Raw genomic sequence first — 17,865 nt, 5'->3', positions numbered from 1 at the left:
GCCCTCGCGCACCTAGAGCGCGTGGGCGGCATCCATCAGTTGCGGCAAGCCGGATATATCCGGTCCGCCGCCCTGCGCCAGATTCGGCTTGCCACCGCCCCGGCCACCGACGTGATCGAGTAGCGGCTTGAGAATATCACCGGCTTTCCAGTCACCCGTCCTGTCCTGCGCGACCGCTACGGCGACGTGAACCTTGCCGTCCGCCTCCGCGATCAGAATGGCTACACCATTGATCGCGGCGGCCACATCGACGCTGGTCGGACGGAGTTGTTTGGAGCCAGCATCGATCTTCGCGATCACAGCAGGCGTACCGTCCGATAGAGACCCGGCTTTTGCGACCAGATCCTTGACCGAAATGGACGGCGCTTCCGCCTGCGTTTTCTTGCTGCTTTTCAACAGCTCTACGACACGTGTTTCCAGCGCTTCCGGCTTGACGTTCAACCGCCCTGCCGCCTGCTGCGCGTAGGCCATATAAGCGCGCAGATAATCGAACGCCGCCTCACCCGTCAGGGCCTGGATGCGACGAATACCGCGCGCAACACTGCCTTCGGACGTAATCACGAAGGTGCCGATTTCGCCTGTCGCGGCAACATGGGTGCCGCCGCAAAGCTCCATCGATGCATCGCCAAAAGCAATGGTCCGGACTTCGTCATCATACTTATCTTCGAAGAAGGCCAGCGCGCCTTCAGAAATTGCCTCGTCGAAGCCCATGGTCCGAATAGCGCCACCATAATTGGCGCGGATCGCAGCATTGACGCGCTGTTCAATCTCCATCAGCTTGTCGTCAGGAACCTTCTCGCCATATGTGAAATCGAAGCGCAGACGATCGCTGTCCACGAGCGATCCGGCTTGCGTCACCGTATCGCCGAGCACGTCGCGCAAGGCAGCATGCAACAGATGCGTCGCCGAATGATTGGCCTGCGTCAGGCGACGCATATGGGCGTCGACCTGAACGTCGACTGCATCGCCGACGGACAGCGTCCCGCCGGACAGATCGGCCTTGTGAACATAGACATTGGCGGACGGACTCACGACATCCGTGACTGTCGCCGTGACGGCACCACATGTCAGCGTCCCCTGATCCCCGACCTGACCGCCACCTTCGGCATAGAAGCTGGTCCGGTCCAGAATGATCAGGCCCGCATCTCCGTCTGCCAGCTGATCGACGGGCTCGCCGTCCCGGAACAGGCCAACGATTGTTCCCTTCGCATCGAGTCGCGAATAGCCGACAAACTCCGTTGCCGGATAGTCGCTCAGATCGAGCCGGGCCCTACCGCCCGACCCGTCATCCTTGGCATTACGCGACTTTTCCTGATGCTCGGCAAAGGCTGTATCAAAACCGGAGCCGTCAAATGCGCCGCCTCGCGATACGAAATAGTCGCGGATCGTATCGACCGGCAGGCCGTAGGTGGAGAAGAAGCGGAAGGCTTCCGCCCCGTCCATCTTGCCGTTCAGACGTTCGAACTCGTCGCCGAGCTTGCGCACGCCCGCTTCCAGCACGCTTTCAAAATCGGCCTGCTCCTTGGCGAAGATTTCCGCGACTTTAGCGCGATTGTCCTGGACCTGCGGGTTCCAGCTCCCGGCCTTGTCCATCGCGAGCTGGACCATGCCCGCAAAGTCGAAATCCGTCGTGCCCGCCTGATGGATGGCGGCAATAGCGCGGCGGATCAGACGGCGCGGAATATAGCCTGCGCCGGAATTGGACGGCACAATGCCGTCAGCGACAATCCCGACCACGGAGCGGATATGATCGGCGACGATCAGCGTCGAGCGGGAACTGGCATCGAGGCTATCGACACGGTCGACCACGAAGTCGACCAGCGGCTTGAGAAGATCCGTTTCATAGACCGTCTCATAGCCGTTGAGCGCCATCAGCATCCGCTCCAGACCCGCACCCGTATCGACGCTTTTCATGTCCAGCTCGGACATGCCCGTTGGCAGCTTGTTGAACTGCATGAACACACCGGCATTCCAGATTTCGATATAGCGATTGACGTCGTCGAAATGTCCACCCGGGACGTAACGTTCGCCATACGCATCGCCTGTATCGTAAAAGACCTCGGTGCAGGGTCCGCAGGGTCCGAACTCGCCCGCAGGTCCCCAGAAGTTGTCATCGCCTAGCCGCACGATATGGTCATCCGGCATGCCGACCGCTTTCCAATATTGGACGGAGTCTTCGTCGCCCGGAATGCCGAGCTCTGCATTACCCGCATAGACTGTCGCGTAGAGACTATCTTCCGGATAGCCGAATCCCTTGGTCAGCAACTCCCACGCCAGTGCGATGGCAGTCTTCTTCCAGTAGTCGCCGATTGACCAGGAGCCCAGCATTTCGAAATAGGTCAGGTGATGGCGATCGCCGACTTCTTCGATATCGTTGGTGCGAATACAGCGCTGCACATTGCACAGGCGCGGCAAGGGCGGCTGTTCCTGACCTAGAAAATACTTCTTCATCGGCGCCATGCCGGAATTGATGAACAGCAATGACGGATCATTGTCGGGTGCCAGCGAGTGACCGGGAATTTTCAGATGGTCGTTCGCTTCGAAAAAGCGTGTGAAAATCTCCACAACTTCATCGCTCTCGATCGAGCGAAGCTTTGGCATGTTACTCATGGATCAACTGGTCCCAATGCAAGGAAATCTACCCGCTGCAAGCCGGTACGCGGGTGCCAGTTTGCAGAAGGCGCCTCGCTATACTGTCAGCCTGCCAAAATCCAGTCTCCAAGACTGTCGACGGCTACCAGAATAGCACCAGCACGCCCATCGTGACGACGACAAGCCCCCCAGCGAGCCAGCGATCAAGCCGCATTCCGGTGCGGCTGTCCGTGTCACCGCGTCTGCGCGACCATGACAGACGATCCTCCACCGGCTGGGCGTCCGTCTTCAGGCTGACCGCGATGAAGATGATCACACTGATCACGGCCACCGGCAAGGGGACGTGAAGATAGTGAAGCGAAAACAGATCAAGCCCGTCGCCCATGATGGCAATCGCCAGAGCCGAGCCAAATCCGGCGATCAACGCCGCCACTGCCCCTGCCGCCGTCGCCCTCGACCAGAACATGCCACCCAGATAGACCACCACGAACGGGGCGACGGAATAGGAGAGCAAGGTCTGAATATATTCGAACAGGGTTCCGAAACGACCAATATTCGGTGCCCAGAGCGCACTGATGCCGATGATCAAAATTGTTGTAAGCCGTCCCACCAGAATGAGCGTCTTTGGTGCCACGTCTGGCCGCCTCTTCCGGACGAAGTCCATGGTGATCATGGTCGAGGCTGCATGCAGCGTGGAATCCGTATTGGACATGAGTCCCGACACAAATCCAGCAAGCACAAGTCCCAGAATGCCTGAAGGCAGTAATTCCAGCAGCATGGCGGGATAAACACGGTCTGGTTCCGACAGGCCAGGCAAAAAGGATATGGCGGCAATCCCCGGCAGGACGATCAGAAACAGGCAAAGCGTCTTGAGCGCGCCGGCCATCAGCAAGCCGCGGCGGGCATCTGCCTGCGTATTCGCGCTCAGAACCCACTGCACCATGTTCTGATTGACCACCCAGAAATAGATGCAAATAATGGGAACGCCGATCAGCAGCCCTGTCCAAGGTACAGCGCGATCATCCAGACCCCGGATCAGGCTGAGACTCTCCGGCGGGGCCGTTTCGATGAATGCCTCCCATCCCCCCACTGCGGAGAGGGAGAACCAGGCGATCATGACGGCACCGAGCAGCAAGACGAGCGACTGGTACATATCAGTGCGGGCAATCGCCGTCATTCCACCAACCACAGAATAAAGTCCTGCCATCAGCATAACGAGAAAGATGACAGCATTGGCGGACAGGCCGGGGATGAACTGGTTCAGAAGCAAGCCGCCCGCATAAAGCGATCCGGCCATGTCGATGAAGACCAGCAGGAATATCACGAAGATGGTGTAGAGCGTCTTCACACGATCATCGAAACGTTCGCCCAGATACTGCGCGATTGTGTAGACCCGGCTGCCACGGATCACGCGCACCATGACCAGAGCGAACAGGATCATGGCGATAATGCCGACCCATTCATAATTATAGATGGCAATACCGATCGCATAGGCCGCGCCGGTAATTCCGATCAAAGCCGATGCCGAAAAGTTGGTCGCAAAAAGTGAAAAACCAATCTGGTGCCAGCGCAGTTTCCGTCCAGCGAGAAAATAATCCGCCGTGCTATCCGTTTTTGTCTGACCGAATATTCCGATTGTCAGAAACAGGGCGATCAGGCCCAGAAGGATAATGCCGTCAATCAGACTCATCAGAAGGTAGTTCTAGACTTCCTACAGTCGCATGCCAGTCCGTTTATTCCGGTCAGTCATCCATCATGCAGGCGCGTCCTGTCTCCGGGTCCTGCGCGCATTGGTAGACGCGGACATAGTCGATCACGAATTCCGAGGGCAGGATTTCAGGGTCCAAGCCTGTCTCATTGTCTCGTTCGGGCCAGGCCCCGCCAACAGCGAAGTTGAGCATCACGTAGAAATCTTCATTGAAAGGCGCGTTCGGATCATCGCTCTTGTCGACGGCGTCCGTGTACCAGTCATCTGATGATACGCTGTAAAACCGCTCCCCATCGACGAACCAGTCGATCCGTCCCTCGCCCCACTCGACGGCATAGCTATGAAATTGATCGCGTGGCAGTCCGTCCTGTCCCGGCTGTGCCGTGAGCGGACGGCGCTTCGTTACATACTCGTTCTCAGGCGGTTTCTTACCGAAATGCAACGCGCCGGATGAGCGGTTCTCGACAGTCCCAGCGTCGCAGTCAAAACATGCTGCGCCGAGATTGACGGCTTCCATAATATCGATCTCGCCAGAAAGCGGCCAGCCACCATGCACATCGAACTGCGGCATCATCCAGAAAGCCGGCCATGCCCCCTGCCCACCCGGTAGTTTCATGCGCCCTTCGATCCGACCAAAAGTCCAGTAGGCCAGATCGCGAGTCCGGACTTTTCCAGACGCATAATTCCGACTGACTGTTTCACCCGGATAATCCGGATGTTCCATATGGACACTCGGTCCCGAGACGTCGTCGGCAAATGCTCGGAGATGCAAATAGCCGTTTTCCACAATGACATTCTCGTCCCGGTCGAGATAGCACTGACGTTCCTGATTGCCACCACCCCAGCATGATACTTCCGGCGCCCATTTCGACCGGTCCAGTGTGTTGCCGTCAAATTCGTCGTTCCACACCATCTCCCAGCCGCGCTCGGTCAGGGTCGTTGACACATCGGTCGCAACGCTCGGCGCGTCCGGACGTGGTGCGTTGGCACAGGCAGCGAGCAGACACGCCGCGAAAAAAATCACAAGTCTCGGCGAAATTTTCACGGGTTTATCTCCAATTATGGTCAAGCGGCAGTGGCCGGACAATGGGATCGCAGGAACTGCCCATGCGGTTTCATGTGGCTGACGAGGTACTGAATGGACTTTTCGATCTCGCTCATTTCGCGGTTGATCGCCTGCATGTCGAACGTGTCGACGAGGGGACTATAACCCTTTGGCATAGCCCCTTGGCCAACCATCACCGCAACCCAGCTCGTTTCCGTAAACAGTTCATCCTCTTCGCGAAACACCTGACCGTTAAGATCATAAAGCGCCATTTTTTCGCGCAGACTATCCGGAACATCCATTGTCCGGACATAGGTCCAGAAGTCCGTGTCATCGCGACGGGTCACATGATAATGCAGGATCAGGAAATCGCGAATGCGACGATATTCCGCCAACGTCAGGCGATTGAAAATCTTTTCCTGCGCCGGATTGATGACGTCGAGCGACAACATCGACATCAGCTTCTTGATACCCGTATTGATCAAATGGATTGATGTGGATTCCAGAGGTTCCATGAATCCGGCCGACAGACCGATCGCTACGACATTCTTGTTCCAGAATTTCTTGCGGTGACCCGTCGTGAAGCGCAGAAATTTTGGGTCCGCGATGGGCTCTCCGTCCAGATTACCCATCAGGATATCATGGGCGTCGTCATCGGACATATGCGCGGAACAATAAACATGTCCGTTACCCAAGCGGTTTTGCAACGGAACACGCCACTGCCACCCGGCGCCATGCGCTGTCGCCCGTGTATAGGGCAGCGGGTGGTCCGGCTGTTCGCAGCCCACGGCTACGGCGCGGTCGCAGGGCAACCAGTGCGTCCAGTCTTCATACCCTGTCTTCAGAGCTCCTTCGATCAGAAGGCCGCGGAAGCCTGAGCAGTCGACAAAGAAGTCCCCCTTCAATATCTGCCCGCTTTTCAGTTGAACCGAGGTGACATAGCCCGTCTCTGAGTCCATCTGGACGGATTCAACGAGGCCTTCAACGCGCTTCACACCGCGCGCCTCACTGTAACGACGTAGGAATGCAGCATATTCGCCCGCATTCAGATGGTAGGCATAGTTGATCGGCGGCAGATCTTCTCTCGGATTACTGCCGACCGGCTCGAAACGCCGATGCATGGCAGCCATCGTTTCGGCACTATAAGCGTGCAGCGGTCGCTGATCGCCATTAAGGCGGTTCTTGACCCAGAAATGGTGGAAAGAGACGCCGTCAATCTCGTAGCCGTAATTTCCGAACGGGTGAAAATAGCTATCGCCCTGCTGACCCCAGTTAACGAATTGGATCCCCAGCTTGTATGTGCCCTGCACATTGGCCAGCAATTCCGCTTCGTCGATTTCAAGCAGCCGGTTGAAATGAACGAAGGGCGGGATTGTCGCTTCGCCGACGCCCACCGTTCCAATCTGCTCGGATTCGATCAGTGTGACATTGACGTTTTTGCCTTGGGTCAGACGTGAAAGCGCCGCCGCTGTCATCCAGCCGGCGGTTCCTCCACCCACAATAACGATATCATTTATAGACATGCGTCATCTGTGCCAGATTGGCGGCGGCCTTTACAGAGGCAAAGGACGCCGCCGGAATCTATGTCGCAGGGTTTAGAAATTGACCCGGGCAATGACGGAGAAGCGCCTGTCATTGCGAATACCGGATCGACGGACCGTGTCGCCCTGGAAGTTGATGACCTGGGACGTTTCCGTCACTTCGTCGAGCAGGTTCACGCCCTGAACGCCGAGTTTCAGATTATCCGTCACATTATAGAAGAACGACCCGTCCAACTGTCCTGTCGACTCGCCGATAATCGGCGAGAAGGGGAAAATCACGTCGCGGGCCGTCACCGCGAATTCGGATCGCCAGTTATAGGCCAGGCGCGCGGAGAACAGATCGTTTTCGTAAAAGCCGGTCAGATTGATCGTATCCTGAGAAATTCCGGGGAATCCGACCAGGCCGGCGAAAGGCTGCCGCTGAATACCATTGTCGGACTGAGGCACCTGCTCGCCATCGACATAAGTGTAGGTGGCCTGCACACCCAGACCATCCAGCGCTCCGGGAAGAAAGTCGAATGTCTGCTGATAGGCCACTTCGAAGCCATGAAGGCTGCCGCTGTCGGCATTCGCCGGACCTTCGAATTCGACCCGAACATTCTGCCCGGTCGAAAGCGCGAACTCACGCTCCGTGACGCCCTGCGTAATCAGCTGGCTCAGATCCTTGTAGAAGGCCGAGACCGTCAAAGAGCCCACGTCATCGAAATACCATTCGGCTGAGAGGTCGAAGTTCCAGCTTTCGATCGGAACCAGAAGCCTGTTCCCCGTAAAGACCTTGAACAGCGGCGCTGAGTCTAGCGTCCCGGCCTGCTGAAGTGTTGTCGTATTGTCGAAGACCAGACCGCCCGTCGCAAATGCGCCCAGATCAGGCCGCGAAAGCCCTTTCGAAACGGCACCACGGAAGATGATACCGTCACCAATGTCCAGTTTGGCATTGAAACTCGGCAGCCAGTTCTCAAACTCGACATCATCGCTGTCATCGACGACGTCACCTGAGAAGAACGCATTATATTCGGCAACACGTGACGCCGGGAGGTTACAGAAGCCCGGCAATGTCGCGCCCGGCGGCAAAGTCGCCGGATTACAGAAGACTGTCGGATCGGGCGATGTGCCCGGTTGCGGGAACGATATCTCGCCGATTGTCTGGATCGATGTCTCGACATAGCGGAGGCCGAAATTACCGTCGATCACCCAGCCATTGTCGAAATTGTCAAATTCGAAATCGGCCCGCCCGTAAAATGCCAGCGTATCTTCGCTCACATCTGATGTCGGCAGTCCTGTCAGTGGCTGCCACAGGTTCGGGAAAGGTCCGAAGGCCGCGCGATTCCAGAAGCCAAACGTATTTTCCCACGCAATGCCGATACTGTCGGCCTGAGTGAATGTCAGACCGCTCAGATAATCTCCGACAAAATCGTCGCTACCGAAGAAGAGTGCGGATCCGCCCGGAATAGGTTGCGCCACGTTCCCGCGCTGGAAGTCCGTAAAGGGTGTGCGTGATTGGGCCGCGCCCAGTCCGGCCGCATTGTCGGCATAGATGGCGCTTCCGAGCCACGGCGCGGACAGATTACCCCAGTTGCTGAAGTTCGCGTTCCGCGTCACGCGATTCCGTTCCGCCCAGCGGGCACCGAAGCGTACACTTTTGATCGGCCCGACCTTGTCCTTGAAATCATAGTCTGCATCCGCCCGGTAGCTTGTAAGCTTACCCGTGTTGCGAACCTGATTATCGATCAGGAACCAGTAGAAGACATCACTGCCGCTATTCAGGCCGCCTTGAGCGCCCGTCGACGGAATGAACTGAACATCAGGCTGATCGCCTGAATTATCGATAAAGATGTCGGAATAGCTTTGCAGGGCACCGATTATGCCGTCTTCATTACGCGTGGAATTGATCCGCTGAATTTCAAAGTTCAGGGCCAACCGTTCCATCGGATTCCACTTCAGATCGAAAGAAATATCTTCGGTCTTCGCTTCGTCCACACGGTTGAAGCGCAGATTTTCCGTTGGAATGCCTGGCCCGGCCTGAGTCAGTGTCCCGGACTGGAAGATGCCGTTGGCATCGAACTGAAGGTCATTGGCCGCCGTTGGAATGGGAAACAACGCATCATCATTGACCAATGCCAGGACAGAGAATTCATCCTGCATCTGATCGGCATCAGCCCGCAAATATTCGAGCGTCGCCAGCAGATTTCCACCCGGGCTTTCATACTGCCCGATCAGAGACAGGGCCTGCCTGTTGCGCTCAAACGTGTTCGTGCGGATGCCCGCCCCTTTCGGCACCAGGACCGAGCCTGCCGGAGGGAAGTTGGTTTCGTTGAAATTCGTATCACCGCCAACGCCGCCTGATCCGACGGCACGCGCCCGGAGACACGGCCCGTTCAGAGCAGCGTCACGATAGCAGGGGTCCGTGATCTGCGAAACATCCGTCCGAGAGACAAGTTCGGATGCGGCAAATCCAAGCTGCAGACCCACCGTCCCAGCATTGCTTTCTACCGTATTGGAAATGAGGAAGGATCCGCCCGGAGACCATTCTTCCGCCATATCGCCGTAATTGCCTTCGATCGTGGCCGCAAACCGAGGCCCGGGGTTGTCCAAGGGCTTCCGTGTTTTCAGATTGACCGTGCCTGCAATGCCACCGTCCACCATATCGGCAGTCGTATTCTTGAAGACTTCGACGGCCCCGAGCAGTTCAGGGGACACATCGTTAAAGCTGAGTGAGCGACCGCCATTGGCTGAAAAGATGTCGCGACCATTCAATTCCGATCTGACAAAAGGCAGCCCCCGGATAACAACGCTCGACCCTTCGACGGAGAAACGATCCGGATCGTCGGGTGCGGCGAAGCGGCTGATATTGACGCCAGGCACGCGTTGCAGCGCTTCTGCAACCGACCGATCTGGCAAGGCGCCGATATCTTCAGAGGTGATCGCATCGACAAATGTGTCCGCATTCAACTTGATGTCCTGCGCGCGCTGCAGAGAGCTTTTGAAGCCCGTGACGATCACCTCGTCTTCAAACGCGTCCTCATCGTCGGCTGGCGTGTCCTGCGCGAAAGCAACAGGCGCAATACTGGTCAGAGCGACGATGGAAGCTCCGGCCAGAAGCTTGGTGAGCCAACGGTCTTGTAACGATGTCATTCTTTATCCCCAAAGATGTCGTTTTTTATGTTTTTGTTTCCGTCACGACATGGCTGCGCAACGGGAACCCCGATTGGCCCATGGCGGAATTGTCCATCAATGTCAAAGAATAGTCCTCAAAAAGGACAAACCATTTGTCGCGTGTGACACAAAAACCACAGGGGTCACGAAAACCCCTGTGCCAGCAGCGCGAAAGCGCCTTATGATTGAGTGGGTCAGCTGGGCGCGGGCCCCGTCGATTCGCGGATCAGGATGTCATGCGGCAGCACATGGGTCGCCGACACATTCGAATCGCCTCCGGTTCGGCGGCTGACTAGCTTCACCGCTTCATAGGCGATTTGAGAGAAAGGCTGGGCGACGGTTGTCAATGATGGCCAGAGCGTTTCCGAAATCGGCGTGTTGTCGAAACCGGCAACCGATAATTCACCGGGCACGGAAATGCCCAGACGGTTCGCCACCATGATGACAGCAGCAGCCATTTCGTCATTGCAGGCAAAGATAGCCGTTGGGCGATCAGGGCGCGACAGGAGCGTTTCCGCACACGCCATGGCATCCTTGAAACGGAAACTTTCAGCCGCGATGATATTGTCGGGTCGTAGCGAAATCTTGGCAGATTTGAGTGCTTCGCGAAATCCCTGTTTGCGCAATAGAGTCACCACATGCCCGGGGTCGCCCGAAATATGTGCAATATTTTTATGCCCTAACGTTATGAAATGATTGGTCATTTCCATGGCCGCCTGCCGATCATCCATGGCGATCGAACTGGAACCCGAAATCTGCCGCGAGGGCGAAATCAGGACTGTGCGAACGTCTCTTTCGCGTAGCAAACTATGCAGTTCAGACGAATCGCACATGGGCGGAACCAGGATAAGGTTACGCACCTTTGTTCGATCAAGAAACGCTTCGAGTTGGCGCCGCCAATCCGGATCGGCCTCATCGAAAAACTCGACAGCGAGATAACGACGCGCATCCGAGCAGGCTTTCAGGACGGCATGGTTGAGCCGAGCCTGATAGCCACTGCTGGGATCACCGTAGAGCATACCGATGCTCTGCGTATCGCCGAGACGCATTTGCCGCGCGATCGAACTGGGCGCATAGCTCAGCTCTTCCATCGCCTTATTGACCTTCGTGCGCGTTTTCTCGCTGATGTGCTGATAGTCGTTCATCACCCGCGAAACCGTCTTCACGGAAACCCCGGCGCGTTCTGCGACCTCACTGATTGTAGCCATTTATCCTCCAGCGCAGGACTGGCATCCCCCACTTTTCTGTCTCATCCAGACTAGCTACGCGTGAGAAATTGTCCACCGCTCTGTTGACATTGTCTATTGTTGGACAAAAAGAGGACAAGACAAAAGCGCGGTTTCACGCGCGCTCAGTTTCGGGGAGTCTGGACGATGTATAAATATAGTTTGCTATTAGGCGCGGCAGTCTGCTTTGGACTGTCGGCTTGCGCGGAGACTACACCCGTCTCCACGGTGAGTGCCATCGAAATGGCTGGGGCCGATACATCTGTCGAATCGAGAGCCGCCCGTATCCTGGCCGCCATGACGGTCGAAGAGAAGGTCGGTCAAGTCATCCAGGCTGATATTGCATCGATCACACCCGAAGAGGTCGGGCAATATAATCTCGGTTCTGTTTTGAACGGCGGCAACTCCGCGCCCGGCGGCGGCAAGGTCGCTGACCCTCAAGCCTGGGTCGACCTGGCCGATGCATTCTGGACCGCATCGACGGACACGACGGATGGCGGCCTTGGCATCCCGGCGATATGGGGCACGGACGCTGTTCACGGTCATAATAATCTGCAAACGGCGACAATCTTTCCTCATAATTCGGCCTTGGGTGCGGCCAATGATCCAGACCTGATGCGTGAAATCGGTGATGTGACGGCCCGAGAAATCCGCGCCACCGGAATCGACTGGACTTTTGCTCCGACCCTCGCCGTGGCACTCGATGACCGATGGGGCCGTGCCTATGAAAGCTATTCCGAAAACCCCGCGATTGTGGCGTCCTTTGCCGGACCATTGGTCGAAGGCCTTCAGGGGCTACAGGGTGAAGATGATTTCATGATCGGTGAAAATGTCATGGCCACGGCCAAGCATTTCATCGGCGATGGCGGGACGCAGCTTGGAATCGACAAAGGGGACACGGTTGGTGACCTGAAAACCATTTTGGACATTCACGGAGCCGGTTACGGCCCGGCTATTGCTGCGGGCGTACAGTCCGTCATGTCATCTTTTTCCAGCGTAAACGGCGAAAAGATGCACGGATCCCGTCAGTTTTTGAACGACATTCTGCGCGGAGAGATGGGATTTGACGGCTTTGTCGTCGGTGACTGGAACGGCCACGCGGAAGTTCCGGGCTGCACGGCGACGGATTGTCCAGAGGCGCTGATGGCAGGGATCGACATGTATATGGCCCCTGACAGCTGGCGCGGTCTTTATGAATCACTGCTTGATCAGGTCGGCTCCGGCGAGGTCCCCATGGCACGTCTCGACGAGGCCGTAACACGGATCCTGGAAGTCAAAATCCGCTCCGGTCTTTTGGCGGCCGGGTTGCCATCGGAGCGCGCTGCCACCGATGTCTCCCTGCTTGGCAGTGCCGATCATCGCGACGTCGCCAGGCGCGCCGTCCGGCAATCGCTTGTTCTGTTGAAACATGAGAATGATGTGCTTCCCTTGCAGCCCGGAACGAACGTCTTGATTAGCGGCAGCGGTGCAGACTCCATGGAACAGCAGACGGGCGGCTGGACCTTGAACTGGCAAGGCACAGGCAATGCCAATGAAGAATTTCTGACGGGCGAGACGATTGCGTCGGGTCTGACAGATGCGATCGAAGCCATTGGCGGGACGGCGACCCTGTCAGAAGACGGCACCTTCGACACGGCTCCAGATGTCGCAATCGTCGTGTTCGGCGAACAGCCCTATGCGGAATATAAGGGAGATGTCTCCGACCTTGTCTATGAATTTGAAGGCGGGGAAAACCTCGCCCTGCTCCGCTCGTTGCAAACGCAGGGCATTCCCGTCGTTGCCGTCTTTCTGACCGGTCGCCCGCTCTTTATGAACGCCCACATCAATGCCTCCGACGCCTTCGTTGTCGGGTGGTTGCCGGGTTCGGAAGGTGGGGGCGTTGCCGACGTTCTGGTCGCGGACAGCGCAGGCGAGATGCGGCACGACTTCACGGGACGTCTGTCATTCTCCTGGCCTGACAATGGCGTGGGAGAACCGATCAATGCAGCTGATGACCCGGGCGTTCTGTTCCCGTTCGGTTACGGACTGGCTTACGGCGATGATGGCGAACTCAGCGGTTTAACCGAAGACCCCGGTGTAGCGGCAACCGGCCAGTCCTTTAATGGCGCGATCCTGTCACGCGGCGATACGGCTGCTGGTTTTCAAGTCTATGTCGGCGACTCGTCCAATCTCAATACGCCCATCAACGGGTTGGCCGGTGAAAGCCTTGGCGGCGCCGTGACGGTCGCAGGTGTCGATTACCGCGCGCAGGAAGACGCTCGCCGCATTGCCTGGTCAGGCAATGGCGAAGGGGCGTTCCGGCTTGCATCCGGACGGTCTGTCGATCTGTCGGCCTTTGAAGATCAGATTCTTCGTCTGACATGGCGCATCGATCAGCCACCCGAAGGGGAAGTCACACTGGGCATGAGTTGTGGTGAGGGTTGTCAGGGCGCGGTCGACATCAGCGAGGCCCTGAACACAGCGCCGTTGAATGAATGGACGGAGACAGACGTTCCTGTCAGCTGTCTTGTCGATGCCGGGCTCGCGCTAGAAAACGTTCAGAACGCTCTCGCAATCACCACGGCCTCAGCCGCTCAGATCAGTCTTCACGATGTGCGATTTGCACAGGGAGACGGATCGGCAAGCTGCCCCTGATATCAACGACGACAGCAACTTAGAGATCAAGCCCCGTCACATACTGGCGGGGCTTTTTCGTAAGCACCCGTGATTGCCATTGTGCCCGACCGGCCTTCAAATCGGCGCTGATGAAATTCTTGGCATTTGAGTTTCAGACCGTTATGGGCGGTGAATTTTATTCGAAAAAGACACTGAGACACATGACAGAGATAGAAACACGTCCCCAGACCGACCCAACAGAACGCGTTTTCACTAATGCGGATAAGGCCGCAGACCGGCTGATCGAACTGTATGAAGAACAGGTCGACCTGTTGCAGACGCGCTTCGAAACCTATGCGGATGGCCGCATTGAAGAGCTGGGCGAGGTTCACGCGGTTTATCCGGAAATCCGCCTATCCATCCCAGCCGAAGAAGCGATCATGACCAGCAACCTGGCGCTCGGTCGCGTTGCCAGCCGCCACGAATTTACCGCGACCATCACGCAACCGCGACTGTTTCGCCGCTATCTGGTGCAACAGCTGGAAAAGGTGATGACGCAATTTTCTGCCCAGATCCGCATCGGCCTGTCCGACAGTCCGATCCCGCTCAATTTCGCCTTGGAGTCGGCGACGACCGGCTTGACCCTGAAATCGCGGCAAATGCTGCAGACCTATTTCTACACGCCGAATCTGGTCGCAACGAATGACGCCATCGTCGACGGCAAACAGATCCTCAACCGTGCGGACGCAATGCCGTTATCGCTGTTTACAGCTGAGCGGACCGATTATTCCCTGCATCGCATCCGGCACTATACCGCCACACAGCCTGAGGATTTTCAGAACTATATTCTGTTCACCAACTATCAGCGTTATGTCGATGAGTTTGTCGAATGGGGCGTTGAAGAGGTCAAAGCCGGTCGCGCGACAAAGCTGGTCGAACCGGGCGGACGCGTTACGGGACCGGATGGCAAACCATCCTGCGAGCCGATTGCCAAGGTTCCGCAAATGCCAGCCTACCATCTGGTTCGTGATGGCCATCGGGGCGTGACACTAGTCAATATCGGCGTCGGACCGTCCAACGCGAAAACGATCACTGACCACCTGGCCGTCCTGCGCCCCCATGTCTGGCTGATGATCGGCCATTGCGGTGCTCTGCGACGGACCCAGCGACTGGGCGACTATGTCCTGGCCCATGCATATTTGCGCAAGGATCAGGTGCTGGACCATGTCCTGCCGCCCCACATCCCTTTGCCGACACTGGCAGAAGTGCAGTTATCCCTGACCGAAGCCGTTCAGCAGGAAACCGGCGTCGAAGAAGCTGAGCTGAAGCAGATGGTACGCACCGGCACGGTCGTGACCACTGACGACCGGAACTGGGAGCTGAATTTCGAGGAATATGCGCTCGACCTGAACAAGTCCCGCGCCATCGCCATCGATATGGAATCCGCAACCGTTGCCGCCAATGGTTATCGCTACCGCGTACCCTACGGCACTCTGCTTTGCGCCTCTGACCGTCCGCTGCACGGCGAAATCAAACTCCCCGGCATGGCCGATGCATTCTATCAGGAACGCGTCGGGCAGCATCTGCAAATCGGTCTGCGCGCCATCGAAATCCTGCGTCAGGAATCCGATAGGGGGTCGCTCCATTCGCGCAAACTGCGCAGCTTCAATGAACCGCTCTTTCGCTAGATGAAAAAGGCCGCCTGCCTTCCGGCAAGCGGCCTGTCTACCGATGATCGGGCAGCCGACTAGCGCATGCTGCGTCCGCGCGCATTCACGACATCCATTTCGTCAAGCAGGTGGTCGGCATTATCGACCTTGTCCATAACCCAGAGCATGTAGCGGCTGTCGACATGGATCGACCGCGTCGTTCGCGGATCGAAATCCCAGTCCGAATTCACACTTTCGATCGTGCCGTCAAACAGCAGACCCACCAGCTCGCCCTTGGCGTTAAGCGTGGCCGACCCTGAGTTGCCGCCCGTCGAGTCCAGATCGGTCAGGAAATTGACCGGCACGGAGTCGATCGAGTCCAGCTCATAGGCACCGTATTCTTCTGCGTCGATAAGGTCGAGCTGCTTCTGCGGCGAGTTGAAAGGGTCATCGCCCGTATCTTTTTCGGTAATGCCCTGCAGCGTCGTAAAAGGATCGTAGCGCATCCCGTCCTTGGGCGACCCTCCCATGACCGTCCCATAGGTCACGCGCAGGGTTGAATTGGCATCCGGATAGGCCGTGAAGCCCTGATCCTTCTGCCAGGCGATGATGGCTTCCATATATTTCGGCTGCAGCGAAGCGCGACGGCCGGATCGGTCTTTCGACGCGGCTTCCATCGCCCGCTCATAATCATAAAGCGCAACAGCCAGACGCATGAACGGATCATTGCTCGCTTCTAGAGCGTCCGGCGTCGCATCCATCAAACCCAGGCGCGTGTCGAGATCGTCCAGCGACGTGTCGGCGTAATAGCGATCGAGAAGGGCTGACATTTCCGCATCGCTCATCCCGTCGCGAAGGCCAAGCGCGCTATCAAGAGCCGCAACGCGTTCGGCGGCAGGCTGAGCCATATAGCCGTTGAGGAAGACCATCCATTCAGCCTTGTCGACGGCAGGATCATAGCGGCGATCCATGGCTGTCATGCCTTGGGTCATCCGCGTCATGTCACGCTCCTGATAGCCACCTTCGCGCTCGGCGTCCGGCTTCATTCGTTCATGTGACAGACGATAGAGCCGCTGTGCCGTACCGAGGAGCTGCGGGCGGGTCGCATTATTATACCAGTAGCTGGAGCGGGCCGCCGTTGCCGATTCTTCACTCAGCGCGTCCAGCGCCGCAATAGCTTCAGCGTAGCCTGCATCCGGTGCTTCCTTGGCGATCCAGGCATTCAGGGCGGCTTCGCGCTCAGCCCGACGGTCCACCAGCCCGACACGGCGGGCGCCTTCGATCTGTCCACCCAGGTTCTTGTTGAAATTGTTGAGGCTCGCCAGACGCGATTGATATTTGATCCGCGCATCGCTGCCCGGCTCGGACGCGCCTTCGATGGCTGCAATCCAGTTATCCAGCAGACCCTGCCAAGTCGGATAGCTCCAGTCGAACGTGTTCTCGACCTGCGCCAGACGCGCATAGCGCGACGTGCTGCCGGGATAGCCCGCGACCATGACGAAATCACCGTCGTCAAGGCCCGCGCCGGATACTTTCAAATGATGATCGGGCTCGAACGGGATATTGTCTTCGCTATAGTCGGCGGACTTGCCGTCCGGAGACACATAGGCGCGGTAGAAGGCGAAATCGCCCGTATGACGCGGCCACATCCAGTTATCGATATCGCCGCCATATTTGCCGATCGGACCTGCAGGCGCATAGGCCAGACGGACATCCTTGATCTCCAGCTGCTTGATCAGCTTATATTGCAAGCCGCCATAAAAGGACGCGACGCGACAGCGATGGCCTTCATCGGTTTCGCATTCCGCGACAATGGCCTTGCGAGCGGAGTCGATGGCAGCGAACCGTTCTTCGCCTGAGAGGGAGCCGTCGAGACCGCCCGTCACGTCGCTCGTCACATCGTCGAGATCAACCGTAACATAGACGCGCGACCCGGGAGCAGCCGGTAACTCAGCTTCGAAGTTGGCAGCCAGGAAACCTTCTTCGAGATAGTTCTGCTCTTCCGTCGAATTATACTGGATCGAACCGTAAGCGCAGTGGTGGTTGGTCACGACCAGCCCCTGCGGCGATACGAAGGACGCTGTGCACCCTCCCAGCGACACGACAGCGCCCATCGGAAAACCCGTCAAATCGGCCAGATCGCGCGTGTCGAGCTTGAGGCCTTTCTTGCGGAGATCCTTTGCGATCTCCGGTAACTGATCCGGTGTGAACATGCCTTCGACGGCATGGGCTGTCAGCGCGGGCGCCAGACTCACGGCTAGCAGAGTTGAGAGAAGAAGTTTCGTTCGAGTGGACACGCGCAACATGGCTGATCTCCGGGTGAAATGGGTTGGCCATAAGCTTCACCCAAATCAAA

Annotated in this window: 9 protein-coding genes; 2 read left to right on the top strand and 7 right to left on the bottom strand. The window is 57.3% G+C overall.

What is annotated here, in order from left to right; genetic code table 11:
- Nucleotides 1-12: 12 nt before the first annotated feature.
- From alaS to AB6B39_RS05140, 6 genes are all read right to left on the bottom strand, one after another.
- On the bottom strand, nt 13-2,610 hold the full coding sequence (gene alaS, locus AB6B39_RS05165) for an alanine--tRNA ligase (protein WP_371398700.1): 2,598 nt from the start codon (nt 2,608-2,610) through the stop codon (nt 13-15).
- Nucleotides 2,611-2,734: 124 nt separating this feature from the next.
- On the bottom strand, nt 2,735-4,282 hold the full coding sequence (locus AB6B39_RS05160; protein ID WP_284372917.1) for a sodium:solute symporter family transporter: 1,548 nt from the start codon (nt 4,280-4,282) through the stop codon (nt 2,735-2,737).
- Between the two features lie 52 nt (nt 4,283-4,334).
- The gene (locus AB6B39_RS05155; RefSeq protein WP_284372919.1) at nt 4,335-5,345 is read right to left on the bottom strand and encodes a glycoside hydrolase family 16 protein; all 1,011 of its coding nucleotides are present in this window, start codon (nt 5,343-5,345) and stop codon (nt 4,335-4,337) included.
- A 20-nt stretch (nt 5,346-5,365) separates the two neighbouring features.
- Complete coding sequence (locus AB6B39_RS05150; protein ID WP_284372920.1) at nt 5,366-6,868, bottom strand: tryptophan halogenase family protein; 1,503 nt, start codon at nt 6,866-6,868, stop codon at nt 5,366-5,368.
- 72 nt (nt 6,869-6,940) lie between these two features.
- A complete protein-coding gene (locus AB6B39_RS05145; RefSeq protein WP_284372922.1) occupies nt 6,941-10,018 on the bottom strand; it encodes a TonB-dependent receptor in 3,078 nt (1,025 codons plus the stop codon).
- Between the two features lie 215 nt (nt 10,019-10,233).
- The gene (locus AB6B39_RS05140; RefSeq protein WP_284372924.1) at nt 10,234-11,247 is read right to left on the bottom strand and encodes a LacI family DNA-binding transcriptional regulator; all 1,014 of its coding nucleotides are present in this window, start codon (nt 11,245-11,247) and stop codon (nt 10,234-10,236) included.
- A 165-nt stretch (nt 11,248-11,412) separates the two neighbouring features.
- On the opposite strand from AB6B39_RS05140, the gene AB6B39_RS05135 reads away from it, so the two are divergent.
- Complete coding sequence (locus AB6B39_RS05135) at nt 11,413-13,899, top strand: glycoside hydrolase family 3 protein (protein WP_284372926.1); 2,487 nt, start codon at nt 11,413-11,415, stop codon at nt 13,897-13,899.
- 182 nt (nt 13,900-14,081) lie between these two features.
- Complete coding sequence (locus AB6B39_RS05130; protein WP_284372929.1) at nt 14,082-15,548, top strand: AMP nucleosidase; 1,467 nt, start codon at nt 14,082-14,084, stop codon at nt 15,546-15,548.
- Between the two features lie 59 nt (nt 15,549-15,607).
- On the opposite strand, the gene AB6B39_RS05125 is transcribed toward AB6B39_RS05130, so the two are convergent.
- The gene (locus AB6B39_RS05125) at nt 15,608-17,815 is read right to left on the bottom strand and encodes a S46 family peptidase (RefSeq protein ID WP_284372931.1); all 2,208 of its coding nucleotides are present in this window, start codon (nt 17,813-17,815) and stop codon (nt 15,608-15,610) included.
- Between the last annotated feature and the right edge of the window lie 50 nt (nt 17,816-17,865).

Source organism: Algimonas porphyrae, assembly GCF_041429795.1.
Classification (GTDB): Bacteria; Pseudomonadota; Alphaproteobacteria; order Caulobacterales; family Maricaulaceae; genus Litorimonas; species Litorimonas porphyrae.
The sequence above is the reverse complement of the archived record's forward strand: the minus strand, read 5'-3'. Positions and strand labels throughout refer to the sequence as shown.